The organism is Pseudomonas sp. XK-1 (assembly GCF_038069885.1).
Taxonomy (GTDB): Bacteria; Pseudomonadota; Gammaproteobacteria; order Pseudomonadales; family Pseudomonadaceae; genus Aquipseudomonas.
The window spans coordinates 498,868-520,958 of the sequence record NZ_JBBPES010000003.1 but is presented as its reverse complement, the minus strand read 5'-3'; the positions used below and the strand labels follow the sequence as shown (position 1 = coordinate 520,958).

Below are 22,091 nucleotides of genomic sequence, written 5' to 3'. Positions count from 1 at the left end.
CTACGTTTTTCAACAACCTGCAGTCTGCATTTATTCCCCCACTAATAGCCATGCAACTATCCCAGGAGGTTTGCTGTGAAGCCCTCGCACGTCTGCAGTTTGTTCGCGCTTGTCTGTTCCGGCGCGGTTAGCGCGCAAAGTTATGTGATCGGTGTAGAGAGGCTGGCCTTTGCGCCGCACTACAGCATCGATGCGCAAGGCCAGTACCAGGGATTTGCCCGTGAGTTGTTCGACCTGTTCGCACGGACCAGTGGGGTGGAACTGAGCTACAAGGTGCTGCCCGTGGAGCAGCTGTTGCCCGCGCTGCTTAGCGGCCAGGTGGATTTCAAATACCCCGATAGCGAAACCTGGGCACCGGCGCAGAAGGCCGGCAAGACCCTGAGCTACAGCCAGGGCGTGGTCGATTACGTGGATGGCGTGCTGGTCGCGCCGCGGCACCAGGGCCAGCCCGTGGAACAGCTCAAGCGCCTGGCCATGGTCAGCGGCTGGACGCCCCGGGGCTATCAGGAGCGCATCGACGCCGGGCAGATCGAGTTGACCTACAGCGATGATCTGCGCCAGATGATCCGCCAGGCCCTGCGCAAGGACACCGACGGGGCCTACTTCAATGTGGTGGTGGCCACCCATTACCTGGACAACATCCGCGCCCGTCCCGGTGCCCTGGTATTCGATGCCAAGCTGCCGCACACCCGCGGCACCTTTCACCTCTCCACGATCAAGCATCCCGAAGTGCTGAAGCGGTTCGACCGATTCCTGCTCGAGCAGCAGGCCGAGGTGGCCGCACTGAAGGATAAATACCGGGTGGAGGCCAACCTGGACTCGAAGTACATGGGCCTTGAGCAGTGGAAAGTCGATTTCCTCAAGCGCCAGAAGGCCAAGGCGGCGACCGAATAGGGCGCGCGCCGGTCGCTCCGCACGCGGGACCCGGCCGCGCTCTTCTATGCTTGAGGTGACGGGCGCGCATCGCCGTCGCCAGCAATCGTAGACCGTGGCCAATTGCAGCGTCTGTAGGGCAGCTGGTCATGGCCGGTTTCCATGGCCTGTAGCGCGGGCAGCTACGCCGGCCTCGACACAGCGCAGGAGGGCCTTCAGATGAGCGACCCAGCTTTGCAAGTCCAGATCGAGGCGGCCAGCGCCTACGAGGCATTCTTCGTCCCGGCCCTGTTTAAGGAATGGGCACCGTGGGTGGTCGCCGCCGCCAATATCCAGGCGAGCCAGCGGGTCCTGGATGTCGCCTGTGGCACCGGTGTGCTGGCCAGGGCCGCGGCCGCCTGCGTCGGTCCTGACGGTGCGGTCGCCGGCCTGGACGTTAACCCCGGCATGCTCGCCGTGGCCGCACGCCTCGATCCGACGATCGCCTGGCAGGAGGGGCTGGCCGAAGCCCTACCGTATCCCGACCACACCTTCGATGCCGTGATCAGCCAGTTTGGCCTGATGTTTTTCAGCGACCGTGCGCAGGCTCTGCGCGAGATGTTCAGGGTCTTGCGCCCGGGCGGGCACCTGGCGGTGGCCGTGTGGGATTCGCTGGCGCATACCCCGGCCTATGCGGCGGAAGTCGAGGTACTGGCACGCATCGCCGGCGAAGCGGCGGCCGATGCCCTACGCGCGCCCTTCGTGCTCGGCGACACCCAGGTGCTGGAGGCGTTGTTCCGCGACGCAGGGATCGCCGCGCCGCATATCGTCAGTCACACCGGCACGGCGCATTTCCCCTCTATCCGGGCCATGGTCGAGGCGGATGTCCGCGGCTGGTTGCCGGTGATGGGGGTGACTCTGGATGAGCCGACCATCGCCCGGGTGCTGGCCGCTGCGGAACAGGCGCTCGCCCCCTATGCGACGGCGCAGGGCCAGGTGGAGTTCGACTCGCCGGCCCATATCGTGCGGGCAACCAAGCCCAGGTAGGTAGGGCGGCCGCGTACCGGCGAGTGCGGCGCATAAAAAAGGGCGAGCATGCCAAGCATGCTCGCCCTTTACTTTCCCGCTGCCGCCTACCCGGCAGCGGTCGAGTTCGCTTAGAAGTGGTACTTCACCAGCGCCTGTACGGCCGTCTGGTCGAAGCCACTGGTCGAGCCGTCGATGGGTTTGATGCCGTACTTGTTATGCCACATGTTCACTTCGGTACCGACATAGAGTTTGCCTTCGTCGCCAAACAGCGATTTGCCGGCATCCCACTTGACCTGGATCGAGGAGCCTACCGAGGTCTGGGTGCCAGCGTCCTTGGACGGCGCGCGCCAGTCGATAAAGCCGTCGACAACAAAGCTCTGCTCGCCGATGGCGAAGGGGTAGGCCGCACTTACCGTCAGCTGGTAGGTGTGGCCGTTACCCTTGTCCGAGGCCTTGAAGTCATGGTCGAAGAAGATGTGGTTGTTGACCTTGACCGCGTACAGGTTGGCGTTCAGGTACTTGAAACCCGGCGCGTTCCAGGCCGTGCCGATGCCGTACAGGTAGTTCTCGGTGCCTGGGCCGCCGTTGCCTTTCTCGTAGGTGAAGGCCGCATACACATCCTTCAGCGGACCGGCAGAGAGCTCCTGGCCGGTCAGCCAGCTGAGGCTGACGCGCGGCGAGAATTCCATATAGTAGAAACTGTCTTTTTCCCGAACCTCGAGGTTGGCGAAGTTGCTGCCGCGTGCCTGCTGGTTGTCGGCCTTTATATAGTCGGCGAAGTAGAACAGGTCGCCCCATTTCCAGCCACTGGCATGCTCGAAGGTGAAGGTGGTTTGCGAGCGTTGTTCGCCCTCATTGAAATTGAGGCGCTGGAAGTTGCTGCCGTACAGGTAGGACAGGCTGTTGTCCTGCCAGTAAAGCATGTCGCCGGCACCGGCACCCTGGGCAACGAGCAGGCCGGCCGATAGGGCGAGGCCGTGGGACAGAGGGTTGAGCTTCATCGGGTCTTCCTTATTTTTAGGACTTACAAGGTTGATCGACCCTGTGGCGAACCACAGGGCTGGACAGGAAAATGTGTGGGTGGGACGGCCGGCTCAGCTCAGCCGGGTGTCCGCTTTGAACTCGTTGCCGAGCTGCTTGAGGTTCGGGTCAAAGGCGTCGTCTTCCGGGCGGCTCTGCAGCACGGTATGCAGATGCGCTTCCGGGTCGAACTCGCCTTCTTCCTGCTCCACGTGCTCTTCTGGCAGGAACAGGTTGAGCAGGATGGCGCTGAAGGCACCGATGGTGATGGGCGAGCCGAAGATGTTTTTCAGCGCGCTGGGCATCTGCGACAGCACTTCCGGAACCGCACCCACGCCCAGGCCCAGGCCCAGGGAGATGGCCACGATCAGCACGTTGCGGCGATGCAGGCCGGCCTCGGTGAGAATCTTGATCCCCGCCACGGCCACGGTGCCGAACATGATCAGGGTGGCACCGCCGAGCACTGGTTTGGGCATCAGCTGCAATACCGCACCCACTGCCGGAAACAGGCCGAGCAGCACCAGAATGGCGGCGATATAGAAGGCCACGTGACGGCTGGCCACGCCGGTGAGCTGGATAACCCCGTTGTTCTGGCTGAAGGTGGTCATTGGCAGGCTGTTGAACATTGCCGCCATGGCCGAGTTACAACCGTCGGCCAGTACCCCGGATTTGATCCGGCGCATATACAGCGGGCCCTTGACCGGCTGCTTGGAGATGATCGAGTTGGCGGTCAGATCACCTGCGGTTTCCAGCGGGGTGATCAGGAAGATCACCGCGATGGGCACAAAGGCCACCCAGTCGAAATTGAAGCCGAACTTGAAGGGCACCGGCACGCTGATCAGCGGCACCTGGGCCATATTGGCGAAGTCCACCTTGCCGGTGAACCAGGCCACGGTAAAGCCCAGGGCCAGGCCGATGATCACTGCCGACAGGCGTACCACCTGGGATTTGAAGCGGTTGAGCAGCACGATGGTGCCCAGGACCAGGCCGCCGAGGGCCAGGTGGTGCAGGGCACCCAGGTCCGGCGCGCCGTAGCCGCCGGCGATATCGGTCATGCCCACCTTGATCAGCGACAGGCCCATCAGGCAGATGATGGTACCGGTGACCACGGGGGTGATCACCCGGCGCAGCTTGTTGATGAACTGGCTGAAGGCGATCTCGACAAAGGCTGCGCAGAAACACACGCCGAAGATGGTCGAGAGGATTTCTTCCTCGCTGCCGCCACGGCCCTTGACGATAAAGCCGGCGCTGAGGATCACGCTGAGAAAGCCGAAGCTGGTGCCTTGCAGGCACAGCAGGCCGGAGCCGATCGGGCCGATGCGCTTGGCCTGGATAAAGGTGCCCAGGCCAGAGACGAACAGCGCCATGCTGACCAGGTAGGGCACATAGGCACCCAGGCCGAGCACGTTACCGATGATCAGGGTGGGGGTGATGATGCCGACGAAGCTGGCCAGTACATGCTGCAGCGCGGCGAAGATCGCCGGTGCGAAGGCCGGGCAGTCATCCAGTTGGTAGATCAGGTCGTTGTTGGCCACAGGCGCAGCTGTGGTGGGGGTGGTGCGAGTCGTGGTCATCTCATAGCCTGCCAGTTGTTTTTATACGGTCATGGGCTTGCACGAGGCTTCACGGCGCCTCTTTCTGATTGGGGAAGAATCTGTCTAACCGGTCAGAATGGCTCGACTATAGCAATTTGTTTACAGCCTTAAAAACAATTTATTTGCGAATTGTGCACAATAAATTGACCGCTAGTCCGATAACCCATCGGCCCGCGCTGGCCGGGTCAGGGCGCAGGCGGGCCGTGGGCCACGCGGAAAGGGAATTGGTCCGCGGCCCGCCGGGAGACGGCGGGCCGCTTGCTGCGGGGAGGGCTGTCAGTGATGGCTGGGCGAGCTGCTCAGGGCGGCGCGTTCGGCACCCCCTAGGATATTGAACAGCAGGTTCAGCGACACGGCGCAGAGGGTCGCCATGGCGATGCCGCTGTGGGTGATGGGTTCCAGCCAGTGGGGCAGATGGGCGAAGAATTCCGGGCGCACCACTGGGGCCAGGCCCATGCCGATACTCACCGCGACCAGCAACTGGTTGCGCCGGTCGGCGATATCGGCCTCCTGCAAAATCTTGATACCCGTCGCGGCGACCATGCCGAACATGGCGATCCCGGCACCACCCAGCACTGCCGGCGGAATCGAGGCGACCAGGTAGGCAGCCTTAGGCAGCAGGCTGAGGCCGACCAGGATCAGCCCGGCCGCAGCCGTGACATAGCGGCTGCGTACCCCGGTCATCTGCACCAGGCCGATATTCTGGGCAAAGGAGGAGTGGGTGAAGGTATTGAAGATGCCGGCGAAGAACGACGCACCGGCATCACACAACAGGCCGCGGCGCAGCATCGCCGGGGTGACGTCCTGACCGGTGATCTTGCCCAGGGCGAGGAACATGCCGGTCGACTCGACAAAGATGATCACCACCACCAGGCACATGGAGAGAATCGGGGCCAGGTGAAATTGCGGCATGCCGAAATGCATGGGTTTGACCACCGCGAACCAGGCGGTCTGCTGCAGGCCGCTAAGGTCGACCATGCCCAGGCCGCCGGCAACCAGATAACCGAGCAGCATGCCGATCAGTACCGAGACATTGACCCAGAAGCCGCGCAGGAAGCGGTTGATCAGCAGGATGGTCAACAGCACCAGGGCGGCGATGGCCAGGTACTGCAGCGCGCCGAACTCACTGGCCGCACTGCCGCCGCCGGCCCAGTTGAGCGCCACCGGGAACAGCGACAGGCCGATGGCGGTGATCACCGTGCCGGTTACCAGCGGCGGGAAGAAATGCACGATACGCGACATAAAGGGCGCGATCAGCATGCCGAAGAAACCTGCGGCGATGGTCGCGCCGAAGATCCCCGGCAGGCCGATTCCCGGCGAGCCGGCCATGGCCACCATGCTGCCGACGGCGGCAAAGCTGGCCCCCATCATCACTGGCATGCGAATGCCCATGGGGCCGATACCCAGCGATTGCACCAGGGTGGCGATACCGGCCACCAGCAGGTCGGCGGTGATCAGAAAGGCCACCTCTTCACGGGACAGGCCGACGGCCTCGCCAATGATCAAGGGCACTGCGACGGCACCGCCATACATCAGCAGCACATGTTGGAAACTCACCAGAATCATCTGCAGCAAGGGCAGGCGTTGGTCGACCGCCGCTACCGCGGCAGACGTTGAATTCAGCTGGTTCATGCAATACCTCAGGCGCTTTTATTTTTTTAAGTCGCTGGTGCTCCGTAAGGCTGACGCTCGGCTCGAGCCGGCCCTACGGATCGCGGGTATATCAGGGCATCTGGATGCCGCTGCTGGAGCGTGCTTGCAGCCTCGCGGGCGAGGAATGTTGCGGATAAAGAAATGCCGCGCCCGGGTATGGGCGCGGCATTCGGGTGGATCAGTTGAGCTGTGCGCCCTGGTCGATCCAGGCTCCGATCAGGTCACGTTCGTCCTGGGTCATCTGAGTGATATTGCCCAGCGGCATGATCTGCGAGGCGACGCTCTGTGCGTGGATCTTCGCCGCCTGGGCCTTGATCTGCGCCGGTGTGTCGAGGATGAAGCCGGCAGGCGGTGCACTGAACATCGGGCTGCTTGGCGTGGCCGAGTGGCACACGCTGCAACGTTCCTGAATCACGCTGTTGACCTGGGCGAAGTCGCTTCCGCCAGTTGCAGCTTCAGCCGGGGCACTGGCCTCAGCCTGTACGGCAGACTTGGCCGCCTGCGGGTTGCCACTGACGCCAGTGGCCGGTACCGGGGCATATTTGATCACGGCGGCCTGGGGGGCGTCGGTCGCTATCGACTTCATTTGCGGGCCGGTGACAAACGCCAGGCAGATCATGCCCAGGGCAGCGGCAGGCAGGGTCCAGACATATTTGCTGCTGTCATGGCGGGTGTTGAAGTAGTGGCGCACCAGTACCGCCAGCATCGCGATACCCGCCAGAATCAGCCAGTTGTACTGGCTGCCGTAGGTGCTCGGGAAGTGGTTGCTGATCATGATGAACAGCACCGGCAGGGTGAAGTAGTTGTTGTGGCGCGAACGCAGCAGGCCTTTGGCCGGCAGGGTCGGGTCCGGCGTGGTGTTGTCTTCGATGGCCTTAACCAGCGCGCGCTGGGCCGGCATGATGGTGAAGAACACGTTGCCGACCATGATGGTGCCGATGATCGCGCCGACATGGATATAGGCCGCGCGACCGCTGAAGATCTGGCTGAAGCCATAGGCGGCAGCGATGATCAGTACGAACAGCACGGCACCGAGCAGGGCCGGGCGCTTGCCCAGAGGCGAATCGCAGAGGAAGTGATAGGCCACGTAGCCCGCGACCATCGAGCCGAAACCGATGGCAATGGCCATTTCCGGGGCCAGATCAACACCCGGCTTGACCAGGTACAGACTCGGGTTGAGGTAGTAGACCACCAGCATCAGCGCCACGCCCGACAGCCAGGTGGCATAGGCCTCCCATTTGAACCAATGCAGGTTCTCCGGCATTTTCGGCGGGGCCAGTTTGTATTTTTCCAGGTGGTAGATACCGCCACCGTGAATCGCCCAGAGGTCACCCGACAGACCTTCGCGGGGATTGCTGCGGTTGAGGTTGTTTTCCAGCCAGACGAAATAGAAGGATGCGCCGATCCAGGCGATGCCGGTGATCATATGGATCCAGCGAATGCCCAGGTTCAGCCACTCAGTAAAATGCGCTTCCACAATCAGTACCTCTTTCCCAGTGCCGGCACGCCGGTGCTGGGCTTCTCTTATTGGTGGGGGGCGAGGAGCAGTTGCTCGTCGTCGGTAAAGAAATGCTCATCGCAGTTGTTGCCGGAACCACTGCGATCAACCACCAGGAAGTCATCCCGCTTTTCGATCGTCAGCACCGGATGGTGCCAAACGCCGCGATGGTAATTAATGCCCTGCCTGCCGTTGCTGCGGAAGGCGCGGACCAACTCTGATTCAGGCGCATCGCCAACTGGCGCGACCACGATCAGAAAGGGGTTGCCGAGCAGTGGGATAAAGGCCTGACTGCCCTTCGGATGGCGCTCCAGCATGCGAATGGTCAGCGGCATCTTCAGCGCCTCGGCACTGAAGATGCTGATGATCGCCTTATCCTCTGGCTGTGCGGTCTCGACCGTGGCCAGTTTGTGATAGCGGCGAGTGGAGCCATTGTTGATCATGAAGAACTCGCTGCCTTCGGTTTCGATAACGTCACCAAAGGGGGCGAAGGCTTCTTTGCTCAGCGGCTCGATGATCAATGTGCGCATGTTGGTCTTCTGTTTTTAAGTTCGTTGTCGATGCTTTGCTTTTGTAGGAGCGGCTGGGCGGCACTCCGCCTTGGCCGCGATGCTGTAAATGGTTAAGGGCATCGCGGGCAAGCCCGCTCCTACAGGTCGTGCATTTACTTGGCGACTTTGCCGAACAGGCGCAGGCGGCTGATACCACCGTCCGGGAACACGTTCACCCGTACATGGGTGATCGGGCCTAGGGCCTTGATCTGCTCGCTGAACTCGTGCTCGGCGTGCATCTGCAGTTTCTGGCTTGGCAGCAGTTCACGCCAGAACAGGCTCTGGGTTTCGATCTGGCTGTCGGTGCCGCCTTTGACGAATGCACCCTGGATCGAGCAGCTGTCCGGGTAGTTGCCTTTGAAGTGCAGGGTGTCGACGACGATGCGCTCGATTTCGCCCGGATGACCCAGGGCGACGATCACCCAGTCGTTACCCGGCGTACGACGGCGGGCGGTTTCCCAACCGTCGCCCATGTTGATGCCCCGGCCCGGGTTGAGGATGTTGCTCATGCGGCCGAAGTGTTCGTCCGAGCAGGCCAGGGCGCGACCGCCATTGAGCGCGGCAGCCAGGTCGATCTGCTCGTTATCACCGACGTTGCTCCAGTCGCGGAACGGCACGCCGTACACACGCAGACGGGCGACACCACCGTCCGGGTAGATGTTGAAGCGCAGGTGAGTGAAGGCCTGGGCATTAGCGATTTCATGGTAGTGATGGTTGTTGCCTTGCAGCTCGACTGCGGCCAGCACTTCCGTCCACTCGGTGGCGTCGGTTGGGTCGCCTTCAGCGACAAAGCAGCCTTCCAGGGACGCCGACGGCGGGAAGTTACCGGTGAAGAAGCTGGTGTCGATGTCCACACCCTTGATCGAGCCCGGTACGCCCAGGCGGATCACCGCGCTGTCGTAGCCTTCGAAGCGCTTGCGGCGCGATTCCCAGCCATCCATCCACTTGCCGTTGTCATCGAACACGCCCTCCTTCCATACGGCCGGGGTCGGCTGGAACAGACGGTTAACGTCGGCGAACCAGTCGTCGGTCACCGAAATGGCCTTGGTGCCCAGGCGTGCGTCGGCCAGGTTGACGTATTTCTCAAAGGGTACGGCGTAAGCTTTCATGAAATGTCTGCCTTAGATGATGGCGTTGGGGGGGGCGGAGGGCTTGCGGCTTACAGCTGCTGCAAGCGGAACAGCGCGATCTTGTTGATCTCGGCCAGGGCGCAGGCGAATTCCTGCTCCGGGGAGTTATGAATCCGCTCCTCGAAGGCCGCCAGGATCTGGTGCCGATTGCTGCCTTTCACCGCCATGATGAAGGGGAAGCCGAACTTGGCTTTGTAGGCATCGTTCAGTTCGGTAAAGCGGGCGAACTCGTCTGCAGTACAGGCGTGAATGCCCGCACCTGCCTGCTCCGAGGTGGAGGAGGCGGTCAACTCACCGCGTACGGCTGCCTTGCCGGCCAGGTCCGGGTGAGCATTGATCAATGCCAGCTGCGTCGCATGGCTGGCACTGAGCAACAGGTCGGCCATGCGCTGATGCAGGCCGTCGATATCATTGATGCTGTCGTCCTGGCCCAGGTCGAAGGCCTTCTCGGCGACCCAGGGCGAGTGCTCGTAGATGTCGGCGAAGACGGTGACGAAATCCTCGCGGCTCAGGCTCGAAGGCGTCAGGGTCTGAAAGCGGCTCATTTGCTGTTCTCGCTAAAGGGGTGAGTGGCGTGCCAGTGACGGGCGATATCGACGCGGCGGGCGCACCAGACTTTGTCGTGACCTTTGACGTATTCGATAAAGCGCGCCAGGGCGGCGATACGCGCCGGGCGGCCGAGCAGACGGCAGTGCATGCCGATCGAGAGCATCTTCGGCGCGCCGGCAACACCCTCGGCGTAGAGCACGTCGAAGGCGTCCTTGAGGTACTGGTAGAAGTCGTCGCCGGTGTTGAAACCCTGCACCTGGGTAAAGCGCATGTCGTTGGTGTCCAGGGTGTAGGGGATCACCAGGTGCGGCTTGGCTGCGGTGCTGGCCGGGTCCCAGTAGGGCAGGTCGTCGTCGTAGGTGTCGGAGTCGTAGAGAAAGCCGCCTTCCTCCATGACGATACGCCGGGTATTCGGCCCGGTGCGGCCGGTGTACCAGCCCAGGGGGCGTTCGCCGGTGATGCCTTCGAGGATGCGGATGGCTTCGAGCATATGCTCGCGCTCTTCGGCTTCGCTCATGTACTGGTAGTCGATCCAGCGGTAGCCGTGGCTGCAGATCTCGTGACCGGCGGCAGCCATGGCCTTGATCGCATCCGGGTGGCGCTGGGCGGCCATGGCCACGGCGAAGATAGTCAGCGGAATATCGTGCTGCTGGAACAGCTTGAGCAGGCGCCAGACGCCGGCGCGGCTGCCGTATTCATAGAGCGATTCCATGCTCATATTGCGCGCGCCCTGCAGCGGCTGGGCGGAGACCATCTCGGAAAGAAAGGCCTCGGATTCCTTGTCACCGTGCAGCACATTGCGTTCGCCGCCTTCCTCGTAATTGAGTACAAAGGACAGGGCGATGCGGGCGTCGCCGGGCCAGTGCGGGTGGGGCGGGTTGTTGGCGTAACCGATCAGGTCGCGTGGGTAGTCAGCGCTCACTGCAGTCTTCCTTCTTGGTGTTGTTGCGGTCACTGGGTTGGCCCGGGGTAGGGTAGGTAACCGCGATGGCTCAATTGTATACAAAGTGCATTGCATTTTGTAAATCGAAAATTTGCCTTTTTTGTAAAAAACGCCGTTTCAGCAAAACCGCCCCCAGGCTTTAACCCCGACCCTCAGCGCGTCGGCCCGTGCAACGCTGATCGGCTTCATGCCCTGGCAAGCAGGTGGCAGCTAAGGGGGAGTTGGGTCTTAGTTATTGTGTACAATTATTTTAAAAAGTGTCTTATATTGTGTTTTCGACATGCTATGCTGCAGTCAGGTCAAGGCCGCCAAAGCCTGAGTAATCTGTCGAATTCACTACAAGTAGAGGAGGTGTGGTGCCTGCCTGGGTCTTTGCTCAGCGTAGACGCCCCTAACCGATGGGACGATTGACTACACATGTTCTAGATGCCGCGCATGGCTGCCCCGGCAGCGCCCTGAAGATCGAGCTGTACCGCGTCGAAGGGTCCCAGCTGGAGTTGCTTAACAGCGTGCAGACCAACAGCGATGGTCGCTGCGATGCCCCGGTGCTGCAGGGCGATGACTACCGCACGGGCGTCTACCAGCTGCATTTCCATGCTGGCGACTACTACCGCGCCCGAGGCGTTGCCCTGCCTGAGCCGGCCTTTCTCGATGTGGTCGTGCTGCGTTTCGGCATCGATGCCGGCCAGGAGCACTACCACGTGCCGCTGCTGATTTCCCCCTACAGCTACTCCACCTATCGCGGTAGCTGACACCAATGCTTGTCACCCTCTGACTCATTCAAGAGTCCCTGGCCCGCCCACACTGCGGGCCTTTTTTTGTCTGCAATTTGGCGGGTGGTAATGATGCCGGTGCGCATGGCGCACCCTACGGGGTGCGCGTCGGTCTCGGGTAGGGTGCGCCGTGCGCACCGACTTTTATTGCATTTCTTAGCGGCTTAGCAACGAAGCCGCGCCCGCGCCACCGAACAAACCCGCGCTGATGCGGTTGAACCATACCTGGCCCTTGCCGGAGCGCAGGTAGCGTGCTGCGCCCTGGGCGCTGAGGCCGTAGAACAGCTTGCAGGCCAGATCCAGCACCGCCCAGGTGGCGATCATCACCAGCAACTGGCCGAGCATCGGCCGCTCGGCGCTGATAAATTGCGGCAGGAAAGCGGCGAAGAACAGGATGTCCTTGGGATTGCTCGCGCCCAGGCCGAAGGCCTTCCAGAACATGCTGCGAAAGCTCGGATTGACCGGTTGTTCTTCGGCTGTCACCGGCCTGGCGGCCTGGCGTGAGGCCTGCCAGCTTTGCCAGGCGAGGTAGAACAGGTACAGCGCGCCGACGATCTTCAGCAGGCTGAATAGCTGCTCGGAGGCCAGCAGCAGGGCTCCGAGACCCAGGGCCGAGGCGCTAAGCAGACAGATCGAGGCGGACACCCCACCGATAAAGGCCGGCAGCGAGCGGCGCAGGCCATAGTTCAGGCTGTTACTGACCATCAACAGTGACAGCGGTCCGGGGATCAGAATCACCACCAGTGCAGCGCTTGCGAACAACAGCCAGGTTTCCAGGCTCATTCCTTATTCTCCATATGTACAAAAGCCCTGACGCCATATCAGGGCTTCGGTTTTGCTTGGTTCATGTTCCGTTGCTTTGAAAACGTAGCGAGCGATGGCTAGGCAAGGCGAAGTCAGGCGCAAAAGCGGACTGGGCTCGCACGCGAGTGTACTTTTGTACATGAGCATTTTAAGCCTGACTTCAACGCAGCATAGGCGAGCGCAGTAGTTTTCAATTAGAGGAAGGCGAACTTGGCGATAAAAATAATGCACAACACATACAGGCTGACGGAAACCTTGTCGCGTTGACCGGTCAGCAGTTTCAGCGTGGCGTAGGTCAGGAAGCCCAGGGCGATGCCGTTGGCGATGGAGAAGGTCAGCGGCATCATCACCACGGTGACGATCGCCGGGATGGTGTCGGTGTGATCCTTCCAGTCGATATGCGCCATGCCGCTCATCATCAGCATTGCCACATAAATCAGCGCGCCGGCGGTGGCGTAGGCCGGGATCATGCCGGCCAGCGGGGCGAAGAACATCGCGGCGAGAAACAGCAGACCCACCGTGACCGCGGTCAGCCCGGTGCGGCCGCCGGCGGCGACACCCGAAGCGCTTTCCACGTAGCTGGTTACCGGCGGGCAACCGACCATGGCACCAATCACGCTGGAGGTACTGTCGGCCTTGAGGGCCTTGGACAGGTTCTGGATCTTGCCGTCTTCATCCACCAGGTTGGCGCGATGGGCCACACCCATCAGGGTGCCGGCGGTATCGAACATATTGACGAAGAGGAAGGCCAGAATCACGCTGATCATCGCCACGTTGAAGGCCCCGGCGATATCCATGGCCAGGAGGGTCGGAGCCAGGCTTGGCGGCATCGACACCAGACCGTTGTACTCGACCAGACCCAGGGCCCAGCCGCCGGCGGTGACCGCCAGCATGCTGAAGAGGATGGCCCCGAACACATTGCGATGGCTGAGTACGGCGATCATCAGAAAGCACACGGCCGCGAGGAGCGCGTTGGGTTCACCGAACGAGCCCATGGTCAGCAGAGTCGCCGGGCTGTCGACGACGATGCCAGCGGTCTTTAGGCCGATCAGGCCGAGGAACAAGCCGACCCCCGCACCCATGGCGAAACGCAGACTCATGGGAATGCTGTTGAGCAGCCACTCGCGGATGCGTGACAGGCTCATGATCATAAACAGGATGCCGGAGATAAACACCGCGCCCAGGGCGATCTGCCAGCTGTAGCCCATCTCGCCGACCACCGTGTAGGTGAAGAAGGCATTGAGGCCCATACCTGGTGCCAGGCCCACCGGCCAGTTGGCATACAGCCCCATCAAAAAGCAGCCGATGGCCGCGCCGATGCAGGTGGCGACGAAGGCCGCGCCATGGTCGATACCGGCACCGGCCATGATGTTGGGGTTGACGAAGATGATGTAGGCCATGGTGACAAAGGTCGTCAGGCCAGCCAGGAGTTCGGTCTTGATGCTGGTGCGGTGTTCGGTCAGCTTGAAGAAACGGTCCAGTAGACCCGGCTTAATCAGCCCTTGGACGTGAGTCGCATGTTGTTCTTGTTTAGCGCTTTCCACAGTGGGTACTCCTCATCTCTCTTGTTGTGTACCACCCAGAGCCTGTGCTGCGCACGGTTTCGACTCTCTGAGGCAGATGGTGCGTTGCGGTGTGCATGCCAGCCTTGTTGTTGACCTGGCAGTCAGGAAATCACACTGTCGCGATTATGCGTTTGTATACAAAAAAAGCAAATAATGTTTTTGTCTTGGTTTTGTATTGCGCTATGGATTGTCATGCAGAGTTGATACAGGACTTGCGCGCTTGGCCATCTGTCAGCTGTCAATTTAAGCTATTAAAAACAATGGCTTGGCTTTTTTATCGGGGCTCTTCAGGCACTTCTTCAGGTCCCGCGAAGATGTCTTGAGGTGTTTTTGCTCGGTCGCTAAGGCGATTACTAGCTACCGTGTGAGGCTGCTTAGAAGAAATAAATTTACCGATTCTGCTTCGTCGCAAAGGCGGGATGGCGAAAGCGAGGCTGGCACAGGCCCGAACGGGGCTCGTGTTGTTGCGCTGACGGTGTACGAGCTGGTCATATTGTGTACAATGCAGGGGAGTTTTATCTGTAACTTTTCCGCTATCCGTTGCTTGGCCCGACCAGCAGGTGCACGGCAGAAGGGTTGCCCGAGTAGAAACCGCCGGACTTTTTCACGCGAGCCAGAATGAACGAACAATTGCAGCCCCTAAAGAAGCAGTCGCGCGAAGGCAAAAGCATTCGCAGCGGGACTCAGGACGATGTCGTTTACGCGCACATTTTCGATGCCATTCTCGAGCAGCGTCTGGCTCCTGGCACCAAGCTCAGTGAAGAAGCCCTGGGCGAGATTTTCGGTGTCAGCCGCACCATTATCCGCCGTGCCTTGTCGCGCCTGGCCCACGAGGGCGTGGTGCTGCTGCGGCCTAACCGCGGCGCGGTGGTCGCCAGCCCTGGGGCGGAAGAGGCCAAGCAGATTTTCTATGTGCGGCGCATGATCGAGCGCGCCATCACCGAACTGGCCTGCAAGAACGCCACGCCCGAGCAGATCGCCGGCTTGCGGCAGATGGTGATCGACGAGCGCGAGTGCTTTGCTCGCGGTGATCGTGGCATGGGGATTCGCCTGTCCGGCGAGTTCCACCTAAAGCTGGCCGAGGCCGCAGGTAATCAGACCCTGTTTGGTTTTCTACGCAGCCTGATCTCGCAGACTTCGCTGATCATCGCGCTGTACGAGAGCAACAGCCGCACCCATTGCTCGGATGCTGAGCACGATCAGGTGATCGATGCCATCGAGGCCGGCAATGTCGAAGTGGCCGTCGACCTGATGATGCGCCATATGGACAGTGTCGATGCCAAGCTCAATCTGGATGGCGAAACCGCCTCCGATGACCTACATGCGGTGTTTTCCCATCTATTGCCCAGCAACAAGAAAAAGCCGGGACGCAGCAGCGCCAATCGTTGATTTCCGGCTCGAACAAGAGAAGCCCCGATGCGTGAGCATCGGGGCTTTTTATTGCAGGCTATCCCGTCGCTGTGGAGGGTGCTTTAGCCGCGACAGTCGCCGCTCAAGCGCCTCCCAGGGTTTGTCTCAATCGCGTGCGTGGACTGACACGCCAGCAGCAAAGGTTTCCTTGATCGCACGGTCGTCGCCGAGCATGGTCAGGGCGAACAGCTTCTCGTCCAGGCTTCTGGCCTGTTGCATGCGGTAGCTGATCAGCGGCGTGGCGTTGTAGTCGAGCACCACGAAATCCGCATCCTTGCCGGGGGCGAAGTTGCCGATCCTGTCGTCCAGGTACAGCGCTTCGGCACCACCCAGGGTTGCCAGGTACAGCGACTTGAACGGGTCGAGCTTCTTACCCTGCAATTGCATGATCTTGTACGCCTCGTTCAGCGACTGCAGCTGGCTGAAGCTGGTACCCGCGCCGACATCGGTGCCAAGGCCGACGCGCACGCCATGGGCTTCCAGTTTGTTCAGGTCGAACAGGCCACTGCCGAGAAACAGGTTGGAGGTCGGGCAGAAGGCCACCGCCGAGCCGGTTTCGGCCAGGCGCTGGCATTCCGCATCGCACAGGTGCACGCCGTGGGCGAAGACCGCACGTGGGCCGATCAGCTTGAAGTGGTCGTAGACATCCAGGTAGCCACTACGTTCGGGGAACAACTGCTTGACCCATTCGATCTCCTGACGGTTCTCCGACAGGTGGGTGTGCATATACAGGTCCGGGTACTCGCCGAGCAGCTTGCCGGCCAGACTCAGCTGCTCCGGGGTGCTGGTGGGGGCGAAACGTGGGGTGACTGCATAGTGCAGGCGGCCCTTGCCGTGCCAGCGCTCGATCAGCTCCTTGCTGTCGGCGTAGCCGGACTCGGGGGTGTCGGTCAGGTATTCCGGGGCGTTGCGGTCCATCAGCACCTTGCCGGCGATCATGCGCAGGTTGAGTGCCTCGGCGGCCTCGAAGAAGGCGTCCACCGATTGCTTGTGCACGCTGCCGAACACCAGGGCAGTGGTGGTGCCGTTGCGCAGCAGTTCTTTAAGGAAGATGCCGGCCACGTCGGCGGCATGGGCTTTGTCTTCGAACTGCTTTTCGGTGGGGAAGGTGTAGGTGTTCAGCCAATCCAGCAACTGCTCGCCGTAGGAGGCGATCATCCCGGTTTGCGGGTAGTGGATATGGGTGTCGATAAAACCGGGGGTGATCAGCGCGTCGCGATACTCGGTGATTTCAACGTCCTTGAGCGTTGGCAGCAGGTCTACGGCGTGGCCGACTTTGGCCACCTGGCCGTTGTCGATGACCAGCAGACCGTCTTCGAAATACTCATAGGATTGCTCAACGCCCACCACGGCAGGGTCGGCAATGCTGTGCAGGATGGCGGCGCGGTAGGCTTTTACGTTGGTGTTCATCAATTACATCTCGATCATGCGTAGGGTGCGCGGGGCCGCCTAGGCGGTGCGCACCGGATTCTATGGGGTAGTGATGCACGCAGCCTAAGGAGTGGCGCGGCGGGACGCGGGCAGCAGTTTGGCCACGCTGCTTTCGCCTTTTTTCACGTCCTGGCCAAAGGAGGCGTTGTAGGTAGCGATCACCTCGCCGGCGATGGACACGGCTATTTCAATTGGCAGCTTGCCTTTGACTTCCGCCAGGCCCATGGGGCAGCGCATGCGCGCCATCAGCGCCTCGTCGAAGCCGCGCTCGCGTAGGCGATGCTCGAACTTGACGCGCTTGGTCTTCGAGCCGATCAGGCCGTAGTAGGCGAAATCGTTGCGCTTGAGGATCGCCGCGGTCAGCTCCAGGTCGAGCTGGTGGTTATGGGTCATGACGATGTAGTAACTACCGGCGGGCATAGCATCGACCTCGTCGACCACTTCATCGTTGACCACCTTGTCCGCCCCGGCCGGAATCTGCTCGGGGAACTCGTTCTCCCGCGAGTCGATCCAGCGCACCTTGCACGGCAGGCTGGCGAGCAGCGGCACGAGGGCGCGGCCGACATGGCCTGCACCGAAAACGGCGATCTGCGCCTGGGGCTGGCCCATGGGTTCAAACAGCAGCACGGTGGCACCGCCGCAGCACTGGCCGAGACTGGCACCCAGGCTGAAGCGCTCCAGGCGGGTGTCCTGGCTGCGCTGTTCAAGCATCTCTCGGGCCAGCTCCATAGCCTTGAACTCCAGGTGACCGCCACCGATGGTCTCGAAGATGCGGTCAGCGGTGACCACCATCTTCGAGCCGGCATTGCGCGGGGTTGAGCCGCGCTCTTCGATAATGGTCACCAGCACGCAAGGCTGGCCTTGCTGCTGCAGGTCGGCGAGGGCGCTGATCCAGCTCATTTGCTCAGCCTCCAGGTGGGTGGCAATTGTCCCGGGCGCGGCAAGCGCCAGTTGCTCGGCGACGGGTCCAGTATCGGTACCGGAATCGGTCGCGGTGTTTGTGGTTTCGCTTCGGTGTGGTTTGTCATTGTTGTTCACCTTCGGCCTTATGTAGGAGCCAGCAAGCGGGCTCCTACGGGTTTAGGCCGGTTCGACTTCTGCAGTCACGGTTTTGGCCGACTGCTGCAATTTCTTCATTTGCTCTACACCCCAGAGCACGCGTTCCGGCGTGGCGGGGGCGTCGATGTTTGGCTGCACCTTGTAGTCAGCCAGGCTCGCTACGGCGTCCTTGATCGCACACCACACGGCGATGCCGAGCATAAACGGCGGCTCACCGACGGCCTTGGAGTGGAACACGGTGTCTTCCGGGTTCTTGCGGTTTTCCACCAGCTTGACCCGCAGGTCCAGCGGCATATCGGCGATGGCCGGGATCTTGTAGCTGGCCGGGCCGTTGGTCATCAGTTTGCCTTTGCCGTTCCACACCAGCTCTTCCATGGTCAGCCAACCCATGCCCTGCACGAATGCGCCTTCGACCTGACCGATGTCGATGGCCGGGTTCAGCGAGGCACCGACGTCATGCAATATGTCGGTGCGCAGCATCTTGTACTCGCCGGTCAGGGTGTCGACTATCACTTCCGAACAGGCCGCGCCGTAGGCGAAGTAGTAGAAAGGACGGCCGGCGGCCTTGTCACGGTCATAGAAAATCTTCGGCGTGCGGTAGAAACCGGTTGAAGACAGCGATACCTGGCCGAAATAGGCCTTCTGGATCACTTCCTCGAAGCTCAGGAACAGATCACGCACGCGCACCTGGCTGTTGCGGAATTCGACGTCTTCCGGGGTGACCTTGTATTCGCGCACCAGAAAATCAACCAGGCGCTGCTTGAGGGTTTCGGCAGCATTCTGTGCAGCTTTGCCGTTGAGGTCGGCACCGCTGGAGGCTGCAGTCGGCGAGGTGTTTGGCACCTTGTCGGTGTTGGTGGCGGTGATCTGGATGCGCGAGATATCCACCTGCAGCACTTCGGCGACGATCTGCGCGACCTTGGTGTTGAGGCCCTGGCCCATCTCGGTGCCGCCGTGGTTCAGGTGGATCGAACCGTCGGTGTAGATATGGATCAGCGCGCCGGCCTGGTTGAGGAAGGTGGCGGTAAAACTGATGCCGAATTTTACCGGGGTCAGCGCCAGGCCTTTCTTCAATACCGGACTCTTGGCATTGAATGCGCGGATTTCTTCGCGGCGCTTGGCGTAGTCGCTGCTGGCTTCCAGTTCGGCGGTCATCTCGTGGATAACGTTGTGCTCGACGGTCTGGTGGTAGTGGGTGACGTTGCGCTCGGTCTTGCCGTAGTAGTTGAGCTTGCGCACTTCCAGCGGGTCCTTGCCCAGGCTGCGGGCGACCGAGTCCATGATCTCTTCAATGGCGACCATGCCCTGTGGACCGCCGAAACCGCGGTAGGCGGTATTCGACGCAGTGTTGGTCTTGCAGCGGTGACCATTGATGGTGGCGTTGCCAAGGAAGTAGGCGTTGTCCGAGTGGAACATCGCGCGGTCGACGATCGAGCCGGACAGGTCTGGCGAGTAGCCGCAGTTGCCAGCCAGCTCAATTTCGATGCCATGCAGCAGGCCGTTGTCGTCGAAGCCGACGTCGTATTCGACGTAGAAGGGGTGGCGCTTGCCGGTGATCTGCATGTCCTCGACGCGCGGCAGGCGCATTTTGGTTGGCCGGCCGGTGAGGTGCGCGATCACCGCGCAGAGGCACGCCGGGCCAGCGGCCTGGGTTTCCTTACCGCCGAAGCCGCCGCCCATGCGGCGCATGTCGATGACGATCTTGTGCATTGGCACGCCGAGCACTTCAGCCACCAGCTTCTGCACCTCGGTGGCGTTCTGCGTCGAGGTGTAGACGATCATGCCGCCGTCTTCACTCGGCATCACCGAGGAAATCTGGGTTTCCAGGTAGAAGTGTTCCTGGCCGCCGATATGCAGGCTGCCTTGCAGGCGGCGCGGTGCAGAAGCGAGTTCGGCGCTGGAATTGCCGATCTTGTGCTGGTGGCTGTCGAGAACAAAGTGCTTCTTGCGCAGCGCATCGACCACGTCCAATACCGGCTCAAGGTCTTCGTATTCGATGATCGCCGCCATGGCCGCCTTGCGTGCGGTTTCCAGGCTGTCGGCACCGACGGCGATAACCACCTGGCCGACGTACTCGACCTTGCCGTCCGCCAGCAGCGGGTCACCGGCGACCACCGGGCCGATGTCCAGTTGGCCGGGTACATCCTTGCTGGTAATAGCAATGGCCACGCCAGGGATGGCGTAGGAGGGACTGGTATCGATGCTGACGATGCGCGCGTGGGCGCGGTCGCTCATGCGCGCATAGACGTGGAGCTGGTTGGGGAATTCCAGGCGGTCGTCGACGTACACTGCTTCGCCGGAGACATGCTTGTCCGCACTCTCGTGCTTGACGCTGCGGCCGACGCCGGTAGTGATATCGGCGCGGAACAGGGCGGCCAATTCTTCCTGGGTTTTCAATACGTGATGGTTAGACATAGGCGGTCACCCGGGTTTCAACTTCGGGAGCGTTGAGCTCGAGGAAGAATTTGCGCAGCAGGTTCTGCGCGGTGAGCAGGCGGTATTCCTTGCTGGCGCGGAAATCGCTGAGTGGGGTGAAATCCTCGGCCAGCGCAGCGCAGGCGCGCTCGATCTGCGCCTGGTTGAACACCGCGCCCTTGAGTGCGGCTTCGCAGGCACTGGCACGCTTGGGGATGGCGGCCATACCGCCGAAGGCGATGCGCGCGTCCTGCACCACGCCATCTTCGACCACCAGGTTGAAGGCGGCGCACACAGCGGAGATGTCATCGTCCAGGCGTTTGGACACCTTGTAGGCGCGGAACGCCTGGCTGGCCTGATGGCGCGGCACAATGATCTTCTCGATAAATTCGGCTTCCTGGCGCGCCGTTACCTTGTAGTCGAGGAAGTAGTCTTCGATCGGCAGGGTGCGGCTGCTGTTGCCTTTGCGCAGGATGATCTGCGCGCCTAGGGCGATCAGCAGCGGCGGGGCGTCACCAATCGGCGAGGCGTTGCCGATGTTGCCGCCCAGGGTGCCCTGGTTGCGGATCTGCAGGGAGGCGAAACGGTGCAGCAGCTCGCCGAAGTCCGGGTAGTCCTGGGCCAGGGCCGCGTAGCAGTCGGACAGCGCGGTGGCGGCACCGATTTCGATGCTGTCCTCGGTCACTTCCACGCGTTTCATGGCTTCGATATGGCCGACGTAGATCATCACCGGCAGCTCGCGGTGGAACTGGGTGACTTCCAGCGCCAGGTCGGTACCGCCGGCGAGCAGGCGTGCTTCCGGGTTGGCAGCGTAGATATCGGCCAGGTCAGCCACAGTCAGCGGCAACAGGCAGCGTTTGTCGCCACTGTTGAGTTCGGCGGTATCGCGCGGAGCGATAGCCTTCAACTGCTCGACGGTCTGCGCTTCGGCGGCGTCGAACTGGTCCGGTTGCTTCTGGCAGCAGGCCTGCTCGGCAGCGTCGATAATCGGGCGGTAACCGGTGCAACGGCAGAGGTTGCCGGCCAGCGCTTCCATGGTGTCAGCCTTGTCGAAACCCTCTGCGCCTGACGCGGCCCGGTTCTTCTGCAGGGCGAACAGCGACATGACAAAGCCTGGGGTACAGAAGCCGCATTGCGAGCCGTGGCAGTCGACCATGGCCTGTTGCACGCTGTGCAGTTGGCCCTGGTGCTTGAGGTCTTCAACGGTGATCAGCTGTTTGCCGTGCAAGGAGGACACGAAGGTCAGGCAGGAGTTGAGGGTGCGATAGCGCACGCGCTCGCCGTTCAGCTCACCGACTACCACGGTGCAGGCACCGCAATCGCCAGAAGCGCAGCCTTCTTTGGTTCCGGATTTGCCGAGATGCTCACGCAGGTAATTGAGCACGGTGATGTTTGGGTCCAGAGCATGCTCAGTACGCAGCTCCCGGTTGAGTAAAAACTGGATCAAGGACGACCTCCAGGCACTTTATTATTCTCGTATCAGGCTCTGCTGAAACGCTGAGCACAACGGCGCAACGTTTCCACACGGCTTGGCATGAGGCGAATCTAGAGTTTTCTGACTTTAGGGTCAACAAATATTTGACTCTGTGGTCAGGCTATTGTCATGCGATTCGGTTATGAGGCTGCCGTGATACAAGGGGATGGCTGAAGGCTAGCCGGTTTTATGCCAACAAAGCCTCTGGGGCGGGGTGGGCGACTAATGTGAGTTGGACGCAGGGTGCGCTGTGCGCACCGCTGGCAGAGCGCTGGCACGCGCTGTCATCGGTCGAACGGACAACAAAAAGCCCCAAGGGCGCATGCCGTTGGGGCTCTTG

General features: G+C 61.3%; 18 protein-coding genes. 4 read left to right on the top strand and 14 right to left on the bottom strand.

Going from position 1 to position 22,091, the window contains the following annotated elements:
- Positions 1–75 precede the first annotated feature (75 nt).
- Together WMW70_RS10770 and WMW70_RS10765 are read left to right on the top strand one after the other, a co-directional pair.
- Positions 76–894 carry a substrate-binding periplasmic protein gene (locus tag WMW70_RS10770; protein ID WP_341437498.1) on the top strand — a complete coding sequence of 273 codons (819 nt, stop codon included), beginning with the start codon at positions 76–78 and terminating at the stop codon, positions 892–894.
- Positions 895–1,092: 198 nt separating this feature from the next.
- Entirely contained in the window at positions 1,093–1,899 is an 807-nt protein-coding gene (locus WMW70_RS10765; protein ID WP_341437497.1) for a methyltransferase domain-containing protein, read from the top strand.
- A gap of 110 nt (positions 1,900–2,009) precedes the next feature.
- On the opposite strand, the gene WMW70_RS10760 is transcribed toward WMW70_RS10765, so the two are convergent.
- From WMW70_RS10760 to puuE, 8 genes are all read right to left on the bottom strand, one after another.
- The gene (locus tag WMW70_RS10760; protein WP_341437496.1) at positions 2,010–2,882 is read right to left on the bottom strand and encodes an outer membrane protein OmpK; all 873 of its coding nucleotides are present in this window, start codon (positions 2,880–2,882) and stop codon (positions 2,010–2,012) included.
- Between the two features lie 93 nt (positions 2,883–2,975).
- The gene (locus tag WMW70_RS10755; RefSeq protein ID WP_341437495.1) at positions 2,976–4,475 is read right to left on the bottom strand and encodes a nucleobase:cation symporter-2 family protein; all 1,500 of its coding nucleotides are present in this window, start codon (positions 4,473–4,475) and stop codon (positions 2,976–2,978) included.
- A 297-nt stretch (positions 4,476–4,772) separates the two neighbouring features.
- Positions 4,773–6,128, bottom strand: coding sequence for a nucleobase:cation symporter-2 family protein (locus WMW70_RS10750; protein WP_341437494.1), 1,356 nt, complete (start codon positions 6,126–6,128; stop codon positions 4,773–4,775).
- A gap of 199 nt (positions 6,129–6,327) precedes the next feature.
- Complete coding sequence (locus WMW70_RS10745; RefSeq protein ID WP_341437493.1) at positions 6,328–7,626, bottom strand: urate hydroxylase PuuD; 1,299 nt, start codon at positions 7,624–7,626, stop codon at positions 6,328–6,330.
- Positions 7,627–7,673: 47 nt separating this feature from the next.
- A complete protein-coding gene (locus tag WMW70_RS10740) occupies positions 7,674–8,177 on the bottom strand; it encodes an ureidoglycolate lyase (RefSeq protein WP_341437492.1) in 504 nt (167 codons plus the stop codon).
- 134 nt (positions 8,178–8,311) lie between these two features.
- A complete protein-coding gene (gene alc, locus WMW70_RS10735; protein ID WP_341437491.1) occupies positions 8,312–9,307 on the bottom strand; it encodes an allantoicase in 996 nt (331 codons plus the stop codon).
- A gap of 50 nt (positions 9,308–9,357) precedes the next feature.
- Positions 9,358–9,873, bottom strand: coding sequence for a 2-oxo-4-hydroxy-4-carboxy-5-ureidoimidazoline decarboxylase (uraD, locus tag WMW70_RS10730; protein WP_341437490.1), 516 nt, complete (start codon positions 9,871–9,873; stop codon positions 9,358–9,360).
- Complete coding sequence (gene puuE / locus WMW70_RS10725; RefSeq protein WP_341437489.1) at positions 9,870–10,799, bottom strand: allantoinase PuuE; 930 nt, start codon at positions 10,797–10,799, stop codon at positions 9,870–9,872. The genes uraD and puuE overlap by 4 nt, the downstream gene beginning before the upstream one ends.
- Before the next feature lie 419 nt (positions 10,800–11,218).
- Between puuE and uraH the strand changes: the two genes are divergently transcribed.
- Complete coding sequence (gene uraH, locus WMW70_RS10720) at positions 11,219–11,572, top strand: hydroxyisourate hydrolase (protein WP_341437488.1); 354 nt, start codon at positions 11,219–11,221, stop codon at positions 11,570–11,572.
- Positions 11,573–11,749: 177 nt separating this feature from the next.
- Here the strand turns inward: uraH and WMW70_RS10715 are convergent, their stop codons facing one another.
- Together WMW70_RS10715 and WMW70_RS10710 are read right to left on the bottom strand one after the other, a co-directional pair.
- Complete coding sequence (locus WMW70_RS10715; protein WP_341437487.1) at positions 11,750–12,376, bottom strand: LysE family translocator; 627 nt, start codon at positions 12,374–12,376, stop codon at positions 11,750–11,752.
- A 215-nt stretch (positions 12,377–12,591) separates the two neighbouring features.
- Positions 12,592–13,941 (bottom strand): NCS2 family permease, encoded by a 1,350-nt coding sequence (locus WMW70_RS10710; protein WP_341437486.1) that lies wholly within the window; start codon positions 13,939–13,941, stop codon positions 12,592–12,594.
- A 639-nt stretch (positions 13,942–14,580) separates the two neighbouring features.
- On the opposite strand from WMW70_RS10710, the gene WMW70_RS10705 reads away from it, so the two are divergent.
- The gene (locus WMW70_RS10705) at positions 14,581–15,351 is read left to right on the top strand and encodes a GntR family transcriptional regulator (RefSeq protein ID WP_341437485.1); all 771 of its coding nucleotides are present in this window, start codon (positions 14,581–14,583) and stop codon (positions 15,349–15,351) included.
- 126 nt (positions 15,352–15,477) lie between these two features.
- On the opposite strand, the gene guaD is transcribed toward WMW70_RS10705, so the two are convergent.
- From guaD to xdhA, 4 genes are all read right to left on the bottom strand, one after another.
- A complete protein-coding gene (gene guaD / locus WMW70_RS10700; RefSeq protein ID WP_341437484.1) occupies positions 15,478–16,782 on the bottom strand; it encodes a guanine deaminase in 1,305 nt (434 codons plus the stop codon).
- Positions 16,783–16,866: 84 nt separating this feature from the next.
- On the bottom strand, positions 16,867–17,703 hold the full coding sequence (gene xdhC, locus WMW70_RS10695) for a xanthine dehydrogenase accessory protein XdhC (RefSeq protein ID WP_341437483.1): 837 nt from the start codon (positions 17,701–17,703) through the stop codon (positions 16,867–16,869).
- A gap of 180 nt (positions 17,704–17,883) precedes the next feature.
- Positions 17,884–20,277: a xanthine dehydrogenase molybdopterin binding subunit gene (gene xdhB, locus WMW70_RS10690; protein WP_341437482.1), complete on the bottom strand. Its 2,394-nt coding sequence runs from the start codon at positions 20,275–20,277 to the stop codon at positions 17,884–17,886.
- Positions 20,270–21,724, bottom strand: a complete 1,455-nt coding sequence (gene xdhA / locus WMW70_RS10685; RefSeq protein ID WP_341437481.1) for a xanthine dehydrogenase small subunit — start codon at positions 21,722–21,724, stop codon at positions 20,270–20,272. The genes xdhB and xdhA overlap by 8 nt, the downstream gene beginning before the upstream one ends.
- Positions 21,725–22,091 lie beyond the last annotated feature (367 nt).